The organism is Nannocystis sp. RBIL2 (assembly GCF_026626745.1).
In the GTDB taxonomy this organism is placed as follows: Bacteria; Myxococcota_A; Polyangia; order Nannocystales; family Nannocystaceae; genus Nannocystis.
The window spans coordinates 3,350,981-3,369,347 of sequence record NZ_JAPNJW010000001.1; the positions used below are offsets into that span (position 1 = coordinate 3,350,981).

The window sequence follows — 18,367 nt, forward strand, 5'->3', positions numbered from 1 at the left end:
GAGTCTACATGCTCCGCTCGAACCACCCGCGCACCCGCCACAGGGTGACGAACACGCAGGGCACGACGTGCAGACACAGCGCCGTCGACACCGCCAGGCCGCCGAGCACGATCGCACCGACGCCGCGATACAGCTCCGCGCCGGCCCCCGGCACCAGCACCATCGGCAGCAAGGCGACGAGGGACGTCAGCGAAGTCATGAGGATCGGTCGCGTGCGGGCGCCGACAGCATCGGTGGTGGCCGCGACCAGATCGAGGCCGGCGGCCAGCCGCGCGAGGGCCCCCTCGACGATCAGGATCGCGTTGTTCACCACGACGCCGATCAGGATCAGAAAACCGATCGCCGTCATCACGTCGAGGCCCTGCCCGCCGCCGAAGCGATCGAGCACCAGCAGCCCGGCGACGCCCCCCGCACCGGCGAGCGGGATGGTGACGAGCACGGCGATGGGGGCGAAGAAGTTCCCGAACAGGGCCGCGAGCAACAGGTAGGAGATCAGCAAGGCGACCCACAGCACGCGCGTCAGCTGGCCCTTGGCCTGGGCCAGCTTGCCCGCCGTCCCGGCGATCGCCACGTCGACGGTCGCCGGGATCCGACCGTCGGCCAACAGCTCGCTCACCGTGCCCTGGATCTGCTGCATCGCGCGCTCGAGCGGTAGCTCGGGCGGCGGCGTGACCTGCAAGGTGATCGCCCGTGCCCCCTCGATGCGACGGATCTGCGTCGGCCCGAGCTCGACCGTGATGTCCGCGAGGGAGGAGAGCGACACCGGCTCACCGCGCGGGCCAGCCAGCGGCGCAGCGACCAGCTGCTCGACGCGCATGTTCGACGACGCTTCACCCCCGACGAGCGGCTCGCCGCTGCTGCGAGCGCGCAAGACCACCTCGAGCTTCGCCTCGCCGGTCGGCCCCCACTCGCCGATCACCGCGCCATCGACGATCGCGTCGACGGCGAGGGCGAGTTCGGCCATACCCATGCCCATGCTCGCGCATCGCTCGGACCGCGGCGCGACCCGCAGCTCCGGTGCGCCTGGGTCGAGCGAAGGGATCGCTCGCGCCTGGGCCGCTGGCACGCGCTCGCTCAACTCTGCCAGCAGCGCCTCGCTGGATGCACGCAGCACGTCCAGGTCCGGGCCACGCAGATCGATCTCGACGGCGCGACCGTCACCGAGGCGGCTGGCGAACAGGCTGGCCTGGGTGGCAAAGCTGTTCGCGTCGGGGACCTCCGCCAGCGCTCGGCGATAGAAGCCCGCCAGCTCGCCGGCCCGCGCGTCGTCGACCGTCGAGGCGCCGCAGAGCACCTCGTTGGCGTCGCCGACGAAGAAGCTTCGGCGGACCGCCGGCACCCCGCCGCGGTCGACGCCTTCGTGAGCGACGACCTCCGCTTGCACACTCGCCCCCATCGCCTCGAGCTCGCCGACGCTGTAGCCCGGCGGCGGCACGATGATCCCGAACACCAGGTTGCGGTCTCCGCTGGGCAGGTACTCCATCGCAGGCAGTCTCACGACGACGGCGACCGCCGCGGCCATGAACAGCACCAGGAGCCCGACGCTCCGGGTCGGAGTCTGCGTCAGCCAGCGGATCTGGCCGGTCAGCAGCGAGCGCACGCCCGAGCTCGCCGCGGGCCCAGGCGCCCGGTCACGCTCTGGTCGCGCTCGGAGCCACCACGCCGCCAGGCTCGGCAACACCAGGTTCGACACCAGCAGCGAGACGGCGACGGATGCCGAGATGGCGACGGCGATGTCCCGGAGCAGCTCGCCGACCTCGCCGCGCCACAGCACCACGGGCACGAACACGACGGCGGTCGTCGCCGTGTTCATGACCAGCGCGCCCCACACCTCTTCGACGCCGCGCCGCGCCGCCTCGACCATGCTGTCACAGCGCCCGCGCCACACTTCGATCGACTCGAGCACGACGATCGAGTTGTCGACGACCATGCCGACCGCGAAGGTCGTGCCCGCGAGGGAGACCACGTTGACGCTGCGTCCGAAGCTGGCCATGCCGAGCGCCGTGCCGCACACGCAGATCGGGATCGACAGGCCGATCAGGCCGGCCGCGCCGGCGCTGCGCAGGAACAGCCATAGGACGACGATCGCCAGCGCGCCGCCCATGAGCAGGTTCTCGGTCACGAGATCGAGGGCCCGCTCGATGTAGTCCACCTGGTCGTCGAAGACCTCGATGTGCAGGCCCTCGGCCGCGACCCGCTCGCGCGCGAGCCCGTCGACGAGGGCACGGATCTCGCGCGAGACCGCGAGCACGTTGGCGCCCGCCTCGGCGAACATGACGAGCCCCATCGCCGGGCTGGTCCCGGCCATGGCCACCCCCGTCGGCTTGCGCAAGCCCGCGCGCACCGTCGCCACGTCCCCCAGGACGATCGGCCGCAGCCCCGCGCTCGGCGCCCCGCCGATGACGATCGCCGCGAAGTCCTCGACCCTCTCCGGCGCCAGCGGCGTGCGCACCAGCAGACGGCGCTTGCCCAGCGTGACATCGCCCGCCGAAGCGTCGACGAGGACCGCCTTGATGCGCGCAGCCACGGTGGCGATCGACAGATCCCGCGCCGCGAGCGCCGCGAGGTCGAAGTCGATGTGCACGACCTGATCGCCACCGCCGGTCAGCTCGACGGCCGCGACTCCCGGGATGCGGCGAAATCGGGGCAAGACATTGCGCTCCACCCAGTGCCGGTGCCCCGCCACCGCCTGGTCCTCGCGACCACGAATGATCACGATCGAGATCGGCTGGCCGACGGTGCCCGCCGTCGCGATCACCGGCTGGCGTGCGCCCGCCGGGTGCATGTCGACCTCGCTCATCGCGTTCGCCACGCGCAGCCGTGCGACCTCGAGTTCGGTGCCGACCTCGAAGATCAGGCGAATCCGGGCCTGACCTGGCTTGGCCTCGGACTCCATGCGCAGCAGGCCGATGACGCCCTCGAGCGCCTCCTCCTGCTCCTCGAGCAGCTCGGTCTCGACCTCGGCGGGGCTGGCCCCCGGCCACGCCGTCGTCACGCCGATCTCGGGGGTCGAGACCTCGGGGGTCAGCTGGATCGGCAGGTCGATCAGCGACACGAGGCCGGCCAGGACCACCAGGATCACGGCCACCATCACCGCGACCGGATGGGCGATCGCAGCGTGCAGGAGCCCGCGTGGGGTCGGGTCTGCGACCCTCGTCGTCACTCCCTCGCCTCCACGATCCGCACGTCCTGCCGGTCGCGCAGGCGCTCGTTGCCCCGCGTGACCACGATGTCCCCCGGCCCGAGGCCCGCGCCGAGCACCAGCGCGCTCGCGCCAGCCATCGCCAGCAGCTCGACTCGGACCGCGCAGGCGTGGCCGTCGAGCACCTTCAACACCCGCGTCTCGGCGGCGCCCTGGACCACCGCGTCGCGCGGCACGACCACCGCACCGGGGCCCTCGTGGCGGACCGGGAGCGCGACCTGGACGATCATCCCGGGCAGCAACCACCCCTGTCCACGCGGGTTCAGGCGCAGCTCCACGGTCTGCGTGACCGGCTCGACGATCGCCGAGATAGCGACGATCTCGGCGGTGAGCTCGGCCGGGTCGCGAGCGGCTCGCTCGGGCGTGCTGCCGAGGCTCGGACGCAAGCTCGTCGCCCCCCCGACGGCCAGCTGCTCGCGCAGCGTCGGTGAGACCGCCGCGCGCACCTCCACCGGCCCCTCGGCCACCAGCTCGAGCACGGCCTGCCCGGCCGCGACCCAGGCACCCGCGTCGACCTCGCGCGTGCGCACCACCCCCGCGAAGGGGGCTCTCAGCTGGTGCTCGGACAGACCGACCCGGGCCGCCCGCAGCTCGGCGTGGCGACGATCGCGACGGGCCGCGAAGGCCTCGGCGCGGCCGAGCTCGCGCTCGATCGACTCGCCGGCCAGCACCTGCGCGCCCAGGTCCCGCGCGCGCCCGGCCTCGCGGCGGGCTTGCGACAGCTCGTGCTCGACCTCGTCGAGGTTCGACGAGGCCGCCGCCATCTGGGCCCGAGCCTGACGCGGATCGAGGGTCGCCAGCAGCTGGCCGAGCTCGACCCGATCGCCCTCCCGGACCTCCACCGTGAGCACCCGACCCTGCGCGCCGAAGCCGAGCGCCGCGGCTTGCATGGCCCGGACCTGCCCGGGGAAGACGTGCTCGCTCGCCAGCACGCCCGCCTCCGCACGAGCGACCACCACCGGGGCCGCAGCGGGCTCGGAACCCGCCTGGACCTGCTCGGGTTCCGCACAGGCGAGCTGGGCCGTGAGCAGCAGCGCCCCGGATGTCCGCGGCGATGTCACGCGGCGCCCGGGTCCCCGATGGCCTCGACGAGGGCCAGGTTCTCCGCGGGCGTACGCAGGGATATGCGCACGTGGCCATCGAGCCCATAGCAGCCCATGTCCTTGACCAGCATGCCGCGGGCCGCCAGCCGCGGCAGCACGACCGCCGGGTCCGCGGCCACGATCACGAAGTTGGTCTGGGTCTCGTGGACCGTGAAGCCGCGCGCGCGCAGGCCCGCGACCACGCGCCCGCGCTCCTCGATCAGCGCGCGGCAGCGGGCCTGAAACTCATCGACGTGGTCCAATGCCGCCGCGACGGCGACCAGACTGGGCGTGCTCATGCTGCAGAACCACTGCCGCGCCCGCATCGCCCCGATGTCCTCTGCCGGACCGATCAGCGCTCCCACGCGCAGGCCCGCCATCGCGAAGGACTTCGAGAACGAGTGGAAGTAGAACCCGCGCGGCCCGGGCGCGAGCGCGGCGAGGGGCGCGTCGGCGTAGCCGGCGTACGTGCGATCGACGAGCAGCCCCCCGCAGCGCTGCTGGAGCTGCTCGAGCTGCGCCTGCGTCGTGACGACCCCGGTCGGGTTGTCGGGGTCCGCGAGCAAGACGAAGTCGTCGCGCTCGAGGGCCTCGACGTCGTCGCGGGCCAGCTCGAAGCGCGGGCCGACCCGACGCAGCGCGAAGCTGCGTCGTCGCATCACCGCGATGCGATCCCAGTAGCCGTGGAAGCCCGGCCAGGTCGCGACGAAGCGCATGGCCTCGAAGTGGGTGATCAGGCGATCGACGCACTCGTCGATGCCCTGAGTCAGCATCACCTCGTCCCGCGTCACCCCGAAGTGCTCGGCGACCCGCGCCAGGGTCCGCTCGGTCTGCGCCAGCGGGTAGCAGTGGAACTGATCGGCGCTCTCGCGGACGCGACGCCGAACGACCTCGGGCAGACCCAGGGCGCTCTCGTTGAGGTCGAAGCGCGTCATGCTCATGGCGACCCCCGATCGCCCGCGAAGATCGCCACGAGCTCCACGAGCAGGTCACGGGTCCTGTGCTCGACGTCGAGGCAGGGGTTGAACTCCGCGATCTCGAGGCCGACCACGCGAGGGTCTCGCGCGAGCCCGCGCAGCGCTTCGAGCAGCTCGGCGGCGTCGAGACCCCCCTCGACCGGCGTGCCGACGGCCGGTGCGAAGCGCGGATCGAGGCCGTCGAGGTCCACGCTGATCCCCAGGTACTCGACGCGCCCGGCCATGCTCGCCACGGCCTCCTCGACCACCGCCCGCAGCCCGCGCGCGACGACCTCGTCCATGAAGTACACGCGCACCCCATGGCCCGCGAGGAAGCTCCGCTCCTCGGCCTCGTAGTTGCGCGCGCCGATCAGGATCAGGTCCTCCGGCGCCAGCACGGCGCCGTCTACCAGCGCCGCGAGGTGCGGGCTGGCGTGGCCGAGCAGCGCCGCGAGCGGCATGCCGTGGCAGTAGCCGCTGGGGCTCGTCGCGGGCGTGTGGCTGTCGAGGTGAGCGTCGAACCACAGCAGCCCCAGCCGCCCCTCGCGCGCGGGTGTGCGCTCCCGCAGGGCTCTGGCCACGCCGGTCCAGGTCCCGACGCCGCTCGAGTGATCGCCGCCGATGACGATCGGGAAGTGTCCGGCCAGGGTCGCCGCCCGGGTCTCGCGGGCCAACTGCTCGCACACCTGCGCGACCGCTGCGCCCGCCGCGTGCCCGCGAAGCTGGGCGAGCGCGTCCGGGTGGCCGACGATGCTCTGCCAGCGCCAGGCCGAGCCGATGTCTGCCAGGAAGTCCTGCAGCGCCGCCGGGCCCTCGCGGCTCGTCGCGTGCTCCGAGCCGATGCCGCACGCGTAGCCGATCAACCGCGGCGACCGGACATCGACGCTGAAGGGCACGAAGTCTCGCAGCAGGGCGAAGTCCGCCGCGATGTCCTCACGCGAGGCGCTCCACAGGCGCAGCGAGCCCGCCGCCGGGGAGGCCAGATCCGTCGCGTCCACGAGCGAATCGCCGACCGCGATCGCCCAGCGGAGCTCGAAGCGCGAGCGCAGCGCCGGGACCTTCAGCTCGGTGACCTGGCCGCGGCGCCGGGGGTACACGCAGAAGGCCGCGTGCGTGCGCGGGCCCTCGCGCGGCTGGAGCTCGAAGCCGGCCCCCGAGCGCAGGCGAAAGTGAGCCTCTTCGATGTCGACACCGTCATGGGTGGCGTAGATCCAGACGAGGTCGCCGCCGCCGGGCCGCGCCGAGGCCTCGACGAACACCAGCTCGCCGTCGCCGCGCTCGAACACCTCCATGTGGAGGGCCCCGTCTGGAGGCTGGAGCGCGGCGACCACCCGGTGATTGAAGGCGCACAGCCTGGCGTGGATCGGCGTGCCCTCGAGCACCACCTGGACGACCATGTTGCGCCCCGCAGAGTAATCGAGGCAGGGCCACGCTCCCTCGCCGGCGTTGACGTGGATGACCTCGCCGCCGCGGACGATCGAGTCGACGGTGTAGAGCACCCCGGCCACGAAGGACTCGAGCTCGTAGTTGCGGTGCTCGCCGTTCACCCGGGCCCAGGCGCGCAGGGCCTCGAAGCGCTCGCAGACGACGACTCCCCGGCCGCTGGTGCCGTCGGTCGGCTTGACGACGAGCGGCAGGCCGACCTGCACGATCAAGGCGTGCAGGTACGCCTCGCCCTCGGCGGCGTAACGCTCGGGACAAAAGCCCGCGAAGCTGGGGCAGCGCACCCCCTCGACCCCACGCAGCGCCGACTTCATGCGCAGCTTGTCGCTCATCAACCGCGCCCGCTCGGCGCCGTCGCCGGCGAGGCCGAAGCGAGCGCGCAGCGCGGCGAGAACGACCTCGACGCACTCATCGTTGGTCACCAGCTGCAGGCCCGCGAGCTCGGCGGGGTCGAAGTTCGCCTCGATCAACCGGCTCAGGGCTTCGACGCTGAAGTCCGCGACCTCCACGACCCGCTCGAAGCGAGCAGCGTTGCCTGGCGAGAGCTTCTGCAGGCAGCGCGCGCTGGCGAACAGGTCGGCGGGCTCGCCCGCAGGCAAGCAGCGATCGAGCTCGACGCGGATCACGTTCTCGTCGACGACGATGAGGTGGCGACGCGCCACCGCGCTGTTGTTCTCACTCATGGCGGTCCCCGCTCCGATCCCCGTGAAACCACCGCTCGAGCTGCTCGAGGTGGGTCTGCATCGCGCCGATCGACTCGCCCTCGACCATCGCGAAGGCCGCGAACTTGGCGACGTCGTCGACCGCACCGCAGGGCGCCGCGGCCGGCTCGTAGTCGACGATGAATTCGAGCTCGCTGCGGACCGGCGTCTGCCAGCCGCCGGCCACGTCGCCCGGAGCCAGCAGCAAGAAGCCGTAGGCGCGCTCGCTGCCCGGCGACGCCCCGAGCCACGACCGATCGCGCCCGTGCGAGGCCTGGAGCTGGACGGTGGCTCGATCGGGGTTGAAGCCGGCGCTGCGCTCGATCAGCTGCGGCACGCCGGCGCCGCCGCTGCGGCTCGCCGCCTCGCACAGGACGACCTCGTCCGGGCCCACGAAGGCCTCGATATGAAAGCCGCCGTGACCCGGGTGCGGGAAGTGCCGCAGGAGCTCGCGGCAGAAGCGGTCGAGGCGCGGGACGTCGGGGTGGTCCGCCGGGACCTGGGCCAGGCCGACGGACTTGCACGCGCGGCTAGAGTAGTCGAGGCAGGTATTGACATAGCGGAGCGCCTCGAAGAACACGACCTCTCCGCCCGCCAGCAGCAGGTCGACGGCGTACAGGTCGCCCTCCACGAAGGCCTCGACCATGGCGGGCGGGCCGACGTCGATGTCGGTGTAGAGACCTCGCACCAGGAAGCGCGCGAGATCGGCGTCGTCGTCGAGGCGCATCACGGAGCGGGAGGCCGTGCTGAGGCGCGGCTTGACGACCACGGGGTAGCCGTTGGCGTCGATGAAGTCGCGCAGGTCGCCCACGTCGTCGATCCTCGCGTAGGCCGGACCGGCGAGGCCCGCAGCCCGGCAGCGGTCGCGCATGTCGAGCTTGTCGCGGAACGCGAGGGCGCTCACCAGGTCCTGGCCGGGCACGCCCAGCGCCTGGCGGCACCGCGCCGCCCGGATCTGGTCGACCTCGCTGTACGCGACGATCGCCTCCACCGCGATCCGCTGGCCGAGCGCGCGCGCGCACAGCTCGACGTTGGCATTGTGGACGTAATGTTCGAACTCGTGGATCTCGGCATAGGCTGCCCGCGCCGGCCCCAGATCGTCCGCCGTGCCCGCGTCGGTCAGCAGATAGAGAGCGTGCGCGTCGAGGTCGAGCCACTCGTGATAGGGGCTGCGCGACAGCGGCACACGATTGAGGATGATGATGTTGGTTTTCACGGACATGAGGTGTTTCGCGCGGCCAGCGACGGCGATGTGAAGGGGAAGATCCGGGAGATGATCAGGCTCGCGGCGGTGCCCACGAGCCAGCAGCCTGCGAGCGCCGTCGTGGCCGCGAGATAGCCGCGTGCGTCGGCCTCGCTGGCCCGCGCGGCCACGAAGCTGGTGGCCGCGATGCCGAGGCTGCCAGCGATGTAAGACACGGTGTAATAGCTGCCGACGAGCATGCCCTCGGGCCCCCGCTCGATGGCCGCGAGCAAGGCCGCGTTCACCACCGTGAACACCGCCGAGAAGCCGGCGCCGAGCAGCGCCAGCCCGCCGAGCAGCCCGTACGACGAGTCCTCCGGGCGCCCGAGCAGCAAGGCGGCGACGCCGAGCAGCACGAGCCCGTGACCGAAAAGCGCCACCTTGTCCTGACCCAGGCGCTCGGCGAGCACGCCGGCGGCGAAGGAGCCCGCCGCCGCGGTCGCGGTGAACACGGTCAGGATCAGCCCTGCATCGACCACACCGAGGCCGAGCCCGAGCTGAAGGAAGATCGGCAGCCAGAACAGGCACGAGTAGGACACGGCCTGCAGCAACACGCGGACCGCGACCACGGCGAGGAAGCGGCGATTGTCGAAGATGGTCAGGCTCAAGATCGGTCGCGGCAGGCGCCGGTTGAGCGCGACGAACGTCACCGCGCACAGCGCCGCCACCCCCAGCAGCCACGGCCATAGACCCGGCGGCAGCGCGCCGCCCGAGGGGCCCGCGCCGAGCTGCATCAGCACGGTCATCCCCCCCAGCACGGCCACGGCGAAGATCACGTTCGCCGCCAATTGCACCCCCGGCCGGTCCGACCGGGGCGACTCGAGCGGCGGGTGCTCGGGCCCGCCGTGGAGGTTCTTGAGCAGCACCCACACGCAGGGCGCGCAGAGCAGCACGTTGACGAAGAACAGCGAGCGCCAGCCGAACTGCTGCGTCATCACGGAGCCGATCACCGGCCCGCTCATGCTCGAGAGCATCGCCACCCCCATGAAGATGCCCATGCCCACGTTCTGCTGGCCCGGGGGCAGCAGCCGCTTCATCAGCAGCATCATCATCGAGAACGTCAGTGCGTAGCCGATGCCCTGCACGAAGCGCCAGACGACGACGGCGAGCAGGCTCGCGGCCAGAGCCCCGCACAGCGAAGAGACCACGATCAGGGCCACGCCGAGCGTCAGCGTGTCCCGGATCCCCAGCCGATCGCCCAGGAAGCCCGCCAGCAGGAAGAACGACGCCGACGACACGAAGTAGGCCGTCATCACCGACTGCATGCTCCCGAGCTCGCCGCCGAGCTCGTACGCCATGCTCGGCAGCGCGACGGTCAGCGCGCTGACGTCGACGTTGTCGACGAACAGGATCGCCGCGACGGCGAGCAGTACCGGCAAGGCGCGCCCGCGGAGCAGGGACCCCGCGGGCGCACGAGCGGAGGAGCGTGCTGGCTCGACCATGGTCCCCGCTCTCCTCAGGCGCGGAGCAGATAGCCGAGCTCGAACCCCGTCGAGTCGACCTCGGCCGAGGTGGTCGCCCGCGCCAGCACCTCGAAGCCCGACCGCGCGAACACCGACATCCAGTACTCGTGGGTCTCCAGCTTCTGGCTGGTGAAGTAGTGCAGCAGGTAATACGGGTTGTAGTAGGCCCTGGCGAGCCCGTGCTGCATCTGCTTCGCCTCGTCGATCTGATCGCTGACCTCGATGACCACGACGTGCGCGCCCCGGTTCTCGCCCCGGATCTTGCTCAGGAAGTCGATGACCCCGCGCTCTCCCTCCTGGCCGAGGATCTCGTGCAGCACGAAGCCGAGCACGTAGAGGTCGGGCTTGGTGGCCTTCGGATCGGCGACGAACTCGACCGCGCTGTTGCAGACGATCTCGATCCTGTCGCTGAACCCGGCCTCGGCGATGAAGCCGCGGGCGGCGGCGCAGCTGGCCTCGCTGGGCTCGATGCCGACCGCCCGCAATCCGGGGAAGTAGCGGCAAAATTCGACGAGGTACATGCCGTTGCCGCACCCGAGGTCGCACACGACCTCGGGCTTGCGCCGCATCTTGTCGATCAGCTCCTTGGTCAGCGGAAACGCGTCGTGACGGCTGATCCCGCAGCTGCCGACGCCGACGTGCACGATGTCCCGCGAGGCCCCGCCGGAGCCCACGCCGAGGTGGTCTCCGATCGCCAGGAAGGTCTGGCCGTAGCCGCCGATCAGCATCGTGTACCAGGCGCGATACCTCGCCAACGACCGCCCGCGCCGGGTCAGCGCGACCACTCCGTCGCTGAGGGACACCAGCTCCTCGTTGCGCAGGTAGCTGAGGAGCCCCTGGAGCTTGGCACGATCGTGGCCCAGCGCGCTGGCCAGCTCCGCGACCGAGCTCGGCGCGCCGTCGATGCGATCGTAGATACCCGCCTCGAACAGGTGAAAGATGGCCGTCGCCAGCGCGAACTGACGGATCGGCTCGATAGCCTCGACAAGGCCGTCCTCGAAGGTGACCGTATCGATCGTGCTCACATTGGCTCGTTCAGGCATCGTCGACCTCCTGCGCTCGCATGAGTCCGTGCAACGACAACATGAAGCGCTCCGTATCCCGGCACGCGTGCTCGAAGCCGAGCACGAACTCCTGGAAGTCCGCGGCGTCCTTGACCGCGACCTCCGACAGGACCACCGTCTGCCGCGCGTGCTCCTCCTCGCCGGTCACGTCGAGGTGAGTGTCGAACCACGTGTTGCCCGCGACGGCCCCGGCGCCGAAGTGCCGGCGGGCGAAGGCCGCGACCACGGCGATCTGATAATCGGCCTCGACCTCGACCGCGAGGGCGTAGCCGCAGGAGTGCGGCAAGTTGAGGGTGTAGCCCCGCTTCGAGGCGGCGATGAATTCCAGCGCCGGCGCGCGCGGCGGCCCGGCGACCACGCCCACCGATGCCATGAACTCCTCGAACAGGATCGCGTGGTTGCGCGGCTTGCTCTCCTCCAGCCGGATCTGGCGGATGTAAGCGCCCCACAGCGGCTCCTGGTGCGCGTTCAAGGCCAGGGGCATGACCTCGCGCAGGAAGCCCGCGATCGATCCATGGTAGTATTCGGACAGGAACAGCGCGACCTGCCGCGGGCGCAGCTCGTCGGCGAACAGCGCCTGATACATGGGATTGAACAGCAGGCTCTGGCGCAGGATGAGCTCGCGGTGAACCCGGTCGAATTCGTCGCGCTGCGCGTATCGGACCCGGTGGCGCAAGCGCGACTCGATCAGCGCCTCCAGGCCGGTAATGTTGGTTGAATTATTCAAGCGAAGCAGCTCCTTTAGTCGGTCCTTCTCGGTCCACGAGCCGTCAGCTGGCCTTCGCGTGGATCTCCGCGCCCCACCACGCCTGCCAGAACTCGACCGCCCGATGGCCGCCTTCGAGGATCGCCGCCTCGTCGCAGCCGAGCTCCGCGACGATCTGGGCCATCAGCAGGCTGTCTTTCTGGTGCTCGGCCTCGACCTCCTGGTGGGTCGCCATGTACACCGAGCCGTCGATCGCTTCGGCCGCGACGCCGGCCTCGAGCAAGCACCGGCGCAGCAACGCGAGGATCTCGTAGGCGGGGGCCTCGAGGCCGATCAGGAAGCCGATCGACTGGCCCTCGCCCATCGTGGCGATGACGGCGAGGTTTTGTTCGACGACCCGGGAGAGGTCACTCTCGCTGAAGGCCTCGCGGCTGCGGGTGATCACCGGCCCGACCAACTCACCGAGCAGCTTCGAGTGCATGGCCGCGGCGTCGCCACCACCGCACTCCCCGGTGATGTTCTTGGCCACCAGGCACTGCGCGGCGGGCAGCGGGCTGCGCGCCAGGATCGCGCCCAGGAACCGGGGGAACTGCTCGGAGAGGTATCTCCACCGGCTCAGGACATCGATCGGGTCCTTGTACTGCTTCGGGATCGCCGCCTCGCAGATCGGCTTGCTAAGCTGGTTTTCAATCTTGTGAAGGTCAAAGTTTGGCATGAGATTGTCTTGGTAAAGAGGGCTTTTCGGCGTTTCGATGATGGATGTTGATTGGGGACCAGGATGCGCGCAGGAGCCCGGCAGAGCGCCGATCCGGCGCGCCGAGCTTCGCCACGACCCGCGACGGCAATCCACCGTCGACGGTCGCTACCCGCCGATCAGCCCGGAGCGGGCGGCCGCGGGCGAATCGACGCGCATTTGTTCGCGCCCATGACGAATCCAGAGACCAGGTCGCAGCGTCGGGCGAGCGAGCGCCTCGAGTCATCTCCACGGGGACGAACTGGCCGCCCCCGTGCTCGGCGTCATGATTTCCTCCACGCCAGTGTCCAGTGCCGGTCGCTCGTCATGGTCACGGCTGCCGCCGGAATACCCAGCGGAGCGACCATCGCCGCGATCTCGGCGACGGTGAGCGAGGCGCACAGAGAATCGCGAAAGAGGGCGCGCTGGCGCTCGAACGAGGCGACGAGCGCGGCGTCGCGGGGCGGCTCGCCCGCGTAGAGCGCGACGAGGCGATCGACCTCGGCTTCGCTGTTCGGACGATGCAGATCGCGCACGAAGAGCACGGCACCCCGGGCGGCGACTCGCCACATCTCGGCGAGGAGCTGCCCTGGCTCGGGGATATGATGAACGATCGAATTCGAGATGACCGCGCCGAACGAGGCGTCTTCGAAGCCGGTGCCCTTGGCATCGGCCCTCTTAAAAAGGATGCGCTCTCCGAGCTTCGCGCGCGTCACGTTGTCGCGCGCGAGCGCCAGCATATTCTCAGCCAGCTCGATCGCTACCACTGAAAAGCCCGCCGCCCGCTCGCACAGCGCGATTGGAATGAGGGCGGTGCCGGTGCCGAAGTCGACGATGCACGCAGGCGGCGGCCCCAGAGCGAGGAAATCATCGCAGAACGCGGCGTTGACCGCGGCGTGGTCCATCGCGTCGTAGTCGCGAGCGTCTTCGGGCGTATCCATCACTTCGTGCTCCAAGATTCGCTGAAGCATGGGAGACCAACATAACAGCACGAGAGCCCCTCAGACAGACTTTTAGCGGGCGCGGATACGCCTTAAAGCGGTCCCGACGCCCTTGAATATGCGATAGCTATGACAACGTCCGCATTATGGAGACTGTCGTAAGAAACCTCACCGGTGGTAAATGGCGATATCGGTCGGCGTCTTTTCGCGTATGTCGCCCTTGGCCCTGCTTGCGGCATGAAGGCCACGAGATGCGCAAATGCCCCGAGCCGCCGACCAGCTGGCAACGACATGGCGCATCGCCGCGCGTTTGGTGGCAGGGCGAGGTCGAGCGAAAGAGTGATAATTGCACCGCGTCGAGGCGGATCATGCCCGCGCAGCCCTGACGGAACGCCATGAAGGCCGAAAGTAGCTGAGGGCCTCGCGCGAGGGGCGTGTATCCCCCCCAGGCCACTTAGCCGGATTTTTCAGCGAGCCGCTGCCGCCGTTGGTGATCTGGCGACAGTAGTGGCTGCCGGCTCGACTGGCACCGCACGTGCTGTCAGTACGAGAAGATCTTGGGCGCATGCTCGCCGAAGCTGGCACAGGTCGCGGTGAGCACCACGTCGTCACGGCGCCAGGCGACGCCGCGCGGCAGGCCGGCGTCGGGGCCGCGGCGCGCGAGCCAAGCGTGCTCCTCCGCGTCGGTGTACGGGGTGCGGTCGGCGCGGCACAGCGAAAAATCCATGCCGTCGAACGCCGTGCGCTCGTCCTTGCCCTGGTGCAGCTCGAAGTGGACCCGCTGCGCCGCGCCGAGAGCCGCGTCGACCCCGAATTGCAGCCAGCGGATGTCCGCCACCTCGGCCAGCGCCGGCAGCTGCGGCATGAATTCCGAGCAGGCGTATACCGCCTCCATCAGCCGCGGCACGTTTTCGTGGACCACCCTGAACTCGACGAACTTGCCGCCGAAGACGGCCCTGCACCACGCGTCGGACCGGTCGCCGGACAGGCTCGACCTCTCGTCGTAGACCACCCTGTCCAGCTCGAGCTCGGCCTTCGTCGTCCCCTTGAAGTCGATCCGCAGCTCGAGCACCACCTGCGTGCCCGGGCCCGAGTGGCTCAGCCCCAGCCGCAGGCGCGCGACCGGCCTGTTCGCGGTGACCGCAGCGAGATGGTGGAGAGGAGGACCCCCGGGTCGCCGCCGCGAGCCAGGATCTCGCCCCAGGCGTGCCACAGCTCGACCGCGCGCAAGCCCTTGGTGCCCTCGGTGTACATCGCCGGCGAGGGTCGCCGGCCGCGCCCCGGCTGTCAACGACGTGCCCCTCGGGACAGGTCGCGCCTCCGCGTCGTCCGCACCGCCGGCTCGTGGACGATGGAGGTGGCTCCCCGGCCGACATGTCCTCCGAGACAGCAGGCGGTGCTCGGGCAAGGCCCGGACCTCGGCCGCGAGCTCGGCGAGAATCGGCGCTCGCTCGGGTCGACCATGGCGTGAGTGGCGTCGAGATGGCGGGCGTGACAAGCGGCCATGACGGGCCGCGCAGGACAGCCTTGCGACAGCGCCGCCGCCGCCGCGTCGCCGTTCGGCAATGCGGCGACGGCACCCTTGTCACCGGATCAGAAGCCGGAGCTTTGCAGCGTCTCCACCGGCGTGTTAAGCAGCTGCTGCTCCCACAGGAACGCAATACCGCTACCCGCCGCATGCTCCTTGAGCACCTCCACGAACTCGGCGGTGTGTTCGGTTCGCGCATGGTCGCGCAGCCATTCGGATGCAAGCGCCAGCCACGTCATCACGTTGGCGCCGGCGGCGATCATGCGCTGGATGGCGACCTCATGCGCCTCGAGCGAAACACCGCCGCAAGCATCGGTGATCACCGTCACGTCCCAACTGTCGCCGAGGGCGTGGATCACAGGCATCGCGACGCAGATCTCGGTGTAGAGGCCGGCGATGACCAACTGCTTGCGGCCCGTCGCCTTCACGATGTCGACGACTTTCTTGTCTTCCCAGGTGTTGAGCGTGGTGCGATCGATCACTTTCTCGTCGGGGAAGACATCGGTGATCTGCGGAAAGATGAGCCCGCCCCGATCGGCGATGACGCTGGTGATGATGGTCGGGACGCGAAAGGCCTTGGCGGTTTTCGTCAGTGCCGCCACGTTGTTGACCACGACTTGCGGGACGTGGCTGTTGAGATTCGCGAGCTGGAAGGGCTGGTGGTCGATCAGGACGAGGACGGAATCTTCGGGACGAAGAAGCGAGTCGAGGCCGTTGCGAAAGCTCATGTGATCCTCTGGTGTCGTTGGAAGGGGCTGTGGCCGGGTGGCAGGCAATGACATCAGCGTTGCCTCGAAGCACATTGACAGCCCGTCTTTTGACACGCTAGCCTCGTTTCGACCTACTTGGTGTCGCAGATCGGGGAACGCCAGATGGATATCGAGGAGTTGCAGACCTTCGTGGAAGTCGCCGACGCCGGAGGCATCACGTCGGCGGCACGCAGGCTCGGCGTGGCCAAGGCCATCGTCAGCCGGCGGCTCATCCGGCTCGAGGCAGACCTCGGCGTGCAGTTGCTGGCGCGGACTACGCGAGGCGCGTCGCTGACAGAGGCGGGCGCGACATTTCGCGACTACGCCGCGAAGGTGGTCGCCGAGATCGACATCGCGCGCGAGACCGTCCTGCCCAACGGCGAACTGCGCGGCCGCCTGCGGATCGCCGCGCCGCTCTCGTTCGGCCCGACGCATTTCGCACCGGTGCTTGCCGAGCTGGCGCGACAACACCCGGCCCTGCACATCCATGCGTGTTACAGCGATCGGTTCGTCCACCTGATCGACGAGGGGTACGACTGCGCGATCCGGGTCGGTCGGCTGCCGCCTTCGACGCTGCTCGCGCAACGCGTCGGACCGATCTACGCCACGCTGGTCGCGAGCCCGGACTACATCGCGGCGAACGGGGTGCCCGAGACGCTGGAGGACCTCCTCGACCACGAGGCCATCCTGCAAGGCACGGAGTCGTGGTACTTCAGGGACGGTGAGGAGACGATAGCGATCAAACCCCAGGGCAGGGTCAAGGCCGACAACGGCGTCGCTATTGCAGCCGCGGTGGTCGCGGGGCTCGGTATTGCCATGCTGCCGGATAGGCTGATCGCCGAGCATCTGGCATCCGGCGCGCTCGTCCCGGTGCTGACGCGTTATCCGCCGCCCGAGTTCGGCATCTTCGTCGTGCGTCCGCCGGCGCAGCATCCTGCGCGCAAGGTCCGGGTGCTGACCGAGCTCCTGATCGAACGCTTCGGAAACGCGCCGCACGTCTCGGGCACGGCGCCGGGTTGAACGCACCGGCAGCGAGAGCGGACGTCGCTTCCCCGTCGTCCCGGCGAAAGCCGAGACCCAGCGACGTTGCTTGGTGTCCACGCCCCGAAAGCACTCGGTCGAAGCGACAGCAACGCCTTTGAGCCCCGGCTTTCAAAGAGGATCGTGTGCGTCCAGACCTCCCACGCGCTGCTGCTGCCGCACGCGAACACCGTGCGGATCTTACCGCACACCTCGACCGTGTTGAGTGGAACAAGTTCTGACCCGCCGACCGCCTCCCGCGAAAACCCGGCAACCGTCAAACGCCCGCGCTTCTGCTGTCCACGGGGTTTTTCGGGGAGGAGGGTGCGGGACCGACATGAGCCGCTGGGCCACGCTCGTGTCCTAGCCCTCGCCGCGACAGACATGTCTCAAAGGTCATCTCCGACGAGCCGGCACCTGCAGGGGTTGAACGCGTGCGCAAGATCCGGTAGGTCCGGGCTTCATGCGCCTTCGTCCACCCTTGCTGCTCGTCCTCCTCGCTCCCGCCTGTTATTCGCCGGACCTCGGGGGCGACACCACGGCGTGGTCCACCCTCAGCGCGGGACCTACGGGCGATAGCAGCTCGGGCACCACCGAGCCGGCCGGCACCACCGACGCGCCCGAGCCGACGACCGCGTCGACCTCTGGCTGGACGACCGACGCGAGCAGCACGAGCGGTCTCGACTCGACCGGTACCGATCCGTCCGATCTGACGACCACCACCGAACCCGGCACCTCTACGACCACCACCGGCGTGATCCCGGACCCCTCGTGCCCGCGCGTGCGCGTGCTCGTGCCGCCGGGCCAGGTCTTGAATGTGCGGCCGCAGCCGTCGACCGCGATGGCACCGGTGGGGTCGCTGGCCGGCGGGGCCATCGTCGACGTGTTGGCAATCGTGCAGGGTGAGGCGATCGACGGCGTCGACACCTGGTATCAGGTCGCCGGCAATTGGCCCGAGGGCTATGTATTCGGCGCGTGGGTCGAGTGCACGACCGACGAGCCCTCGGAGGCCGGGTTCTTCTTGCCGCTCGAGTGCGGCACCACAGCCACGGTCACGCAGGGCAACTTCGGCCCCTTCAGCCATCAGGGCACGTCCGCCTACGCCTTCGACTTCGGTCTCGCGCTGGGCACGCCGCTGGTGGCGATCGAGGAGGGCACGGTGTCGCACGCCTACGGGGGGACGATGCCGGGCGACCCCTGCTACGACGGCGGCGGCATGGAGTGCATCAACTCGGCCAATTACGTCACTTTGAAGCACCCTGACGGCACCCAATCGAATTATGCTCACCTGAGCCAGGTCTCGGTGACGGTCGGTCAATACGTCCCACGCGGCGCCATCGTCGGGCTCACCGGCTCGACCGGCTGGTCGACCGGCCCCCACGCCCACGTCGCTCGCCAGGAGGGCTGCGGTCTGGCGTTCTGCCAGTCGATCGCCGTCCAGTTCGCCGACGTCGCCCCCGACGGTGTCCCCGACGGCGGAGAAGTCGTCACCTCGCAGAACTGTCCCTGACAAGATCGGGCCACGACCCGCGAGGC

The 18,367-nt window shown here is 69.8% G+C and carries 15 protein-coding genes; 2 read left to right on the forward strand and 13 right to left on the reverse strand.

Annotation, left to right across the window (positions count from 1 at the left end):
• Window positions 1–4: 4 nt before the first annotated feature.
• The 13 genes from OV090_RS13080 to OV090_RS13140 all read right to left on the reverse strand — a co-directional run bounded on the left by OV090_RS13080 (window position 5) and on the right by OV090_RS13140 (window position 15,790).
• Entirely contained in the window at window positions 5–3,163 is a 3,159-nt protein-coding gene (locus tag OV090_RS13080; RefSeq protein WP_267703941.1) for an efflux RND transporter permease subunit, read from the reverse strand.
• Window positions 3,160–4,263, reverse strand: a complete 1,104-nt coding sequence (locus OV090_RS13085; protein WP_267703942.1) for an efflux RND transporter periplasmic adaptor subunit — start codon at window positions 4,261–4,263, stop codon at window positions 3,160–3,162. The genes OV090_RS13080 and OV090_RS13085 overlap by 4 nt, the downstream gene beginning before the upstream one ends.
• Window positions 4,260–5,225 carry an aminotransferase class I/II-fold pyridoxal phosphate-dependent enzyme gene (locus OV090_RS13090; RefSeq protein ID WP_267703943.1) on the reverse strand — a complete coding sequence of 322 codons (966 nt, stop codon included), beginning with the start codon at window positions 5,223–5,225 and terminating at the stop codon, window positions 4,260–4,262. The genes OV090_RS13085 and OV090_RS13090 overlap by 4 nt, the downstream gene beginning before the upstream one ends.
• Window positions 5,222–7,366, reverse strand: a complete 2,145-nt coding sequence (locus tag OV090_RS13095; protein WP_267703944.1) for an arginase family protein — start codon at window positions 7,364–7,366, stop codon at window positions 5,222–5,224. Before OV090_RS13095 ends, OV090_RS13090 begins: the two co-directional genes overlap by 4 nt.
• Window positions 7,359–8,606 (reverse strand): hypothetical protein, encoded by a 1,248-nt coding sequence (locus OV090_RS13100; protein ID WP_267703945.1) that lies wholly within the window; start codon window positions 8,604–8,606, stop codon window positions 7,359–7,361. The genes OV090_RS13095 and OV090_RS13100 overlap by 8 nt, the downstream gene beginning before the upstream one ends.
• Window positions 8,597–10,006 (reverse strand): MFS transporter, encoded by a 1,410-nt coding sequence (locus tag OV090_RS13105; protein WP_267703946.1) that lies wholly within the window; start codon window positions 10,004–10,006, stop codon window positions 8,597–8,599. The genes OV090_RS13100 and OV090_RS13105 overlap by 10 nt, the downstream gene beginning before the upstream one ends.
• A gap of 77 nt (window positions 10,007–10,083) precedes the next feature.
• Entirely contained in the window at window positions 10,084–11,133 is a 1,050-nt protein-coding gene (locus OV090_RS13110; protein ID WP_267703947.1) for a 2-ketoarginine methyltransferase, read from the reverse strand.
• Window positions 11,126–11,881: a hypothetical protein gene (locus OV090_RS13115; protein WP_267703948.1), complete on the reverse strand. Its 756-nt coding sequence runs from the start codon at window positions 11,879–11,881 to the stop codon at window positions 11,126–11,128. The genes OV090_RS13110 and OV090_RS13115 overlap by 8 nt, the downstream gene beginning before the upstream one ends.
• A 43-nt stretch (window positions 11,882–11,924) precedes the next feature.
• Window positions 11,925–12,575 (reverse strand): iron-containing redox enzyme family protein, encoded by a 651-nt coding sequence (locus tag OV090_RS13120; RefSeq protein ID WP_267703949.1) that lies wholly within the window; start codon window positions 12,573–12,575, stop codon window positions 11,925–11,927.
• 302 nt (window positions 12,576–12,877) lie between these two features.
• A complete protein-coding gene (locus tag OV090_RS13125; RefSeq protein WP_267703950.1) occupies window positions 12,878–13,564 on the reverse strand; it encodes a class I SAM-dependent methyltransferase in 687 nt (228 codons plus the stop codon).
• A gap of 511 nt (window positions 13,565–14,075) precedes the next feature.
• Window positions 14,076–14,609: a hypothetical protein gene (locus OV090_RS13130; protein ID WP_267703951.1), complete on the reverse strand. Its 534-nt coding sequence runs from the start codon at window positions 14,607–14,609 to the stop codon at window positions 14,076–14,078.
• Between the two features lie 23 nt (window positions 14,610–14,632).
• Entirely contained in the window at window positions 14,633–14,788 is a 156-nt protein-coding gene (locus OV090_RS13135) for a hypothetical protein (RefSeq protein WP_267703952.1), read from the reverse strand.
• Between the two features lie 339 nt (window positions 14,789–15,127).
• On the reverse strand, window positions 15,128–15,790 hold the full coding sequence (locus tag OV090_RS13140) for a hydrolase (RefSeq protein ID WP_267703953.1): 663 nt from the start codon (window positions 15,788–15,790) through the stop codon (window positions 15,128–15,130).
• Window positions 15,791–15,934: 144 nt separating this feature from the next.
• Between OV090_RS13140 and OV090_RS13145 the strand changes: the two genes are divergently transcribed.
• On the forward strand, window positions 15,935–16,831 hold the full coding sequence (locus tag OV090_RS13145) for a LysR family transcriptional regulator (RefSeq protein WP_346660390.1): 897 nt from the start codon (window positions 15,935–15,937) through the stop codon (window positions 16,829–16,831).
• 463 nt (window positions 16,832–17,294) lie between these two features.
• Window positions 17,295–18,341 (forward strand): peptidoglycan DD-metalloendopeptidase family protein, encoded by a 1,047-nt coding sequence (locus tag OV090_RS13150; protein WP_267703954.1) that lies wholly within the window; start codon window positions 17,295–17,297, stop codon window positions 18,339–18,341.
• Window positions 18,342–18,367: the final 26 nt, after the last annotated feature.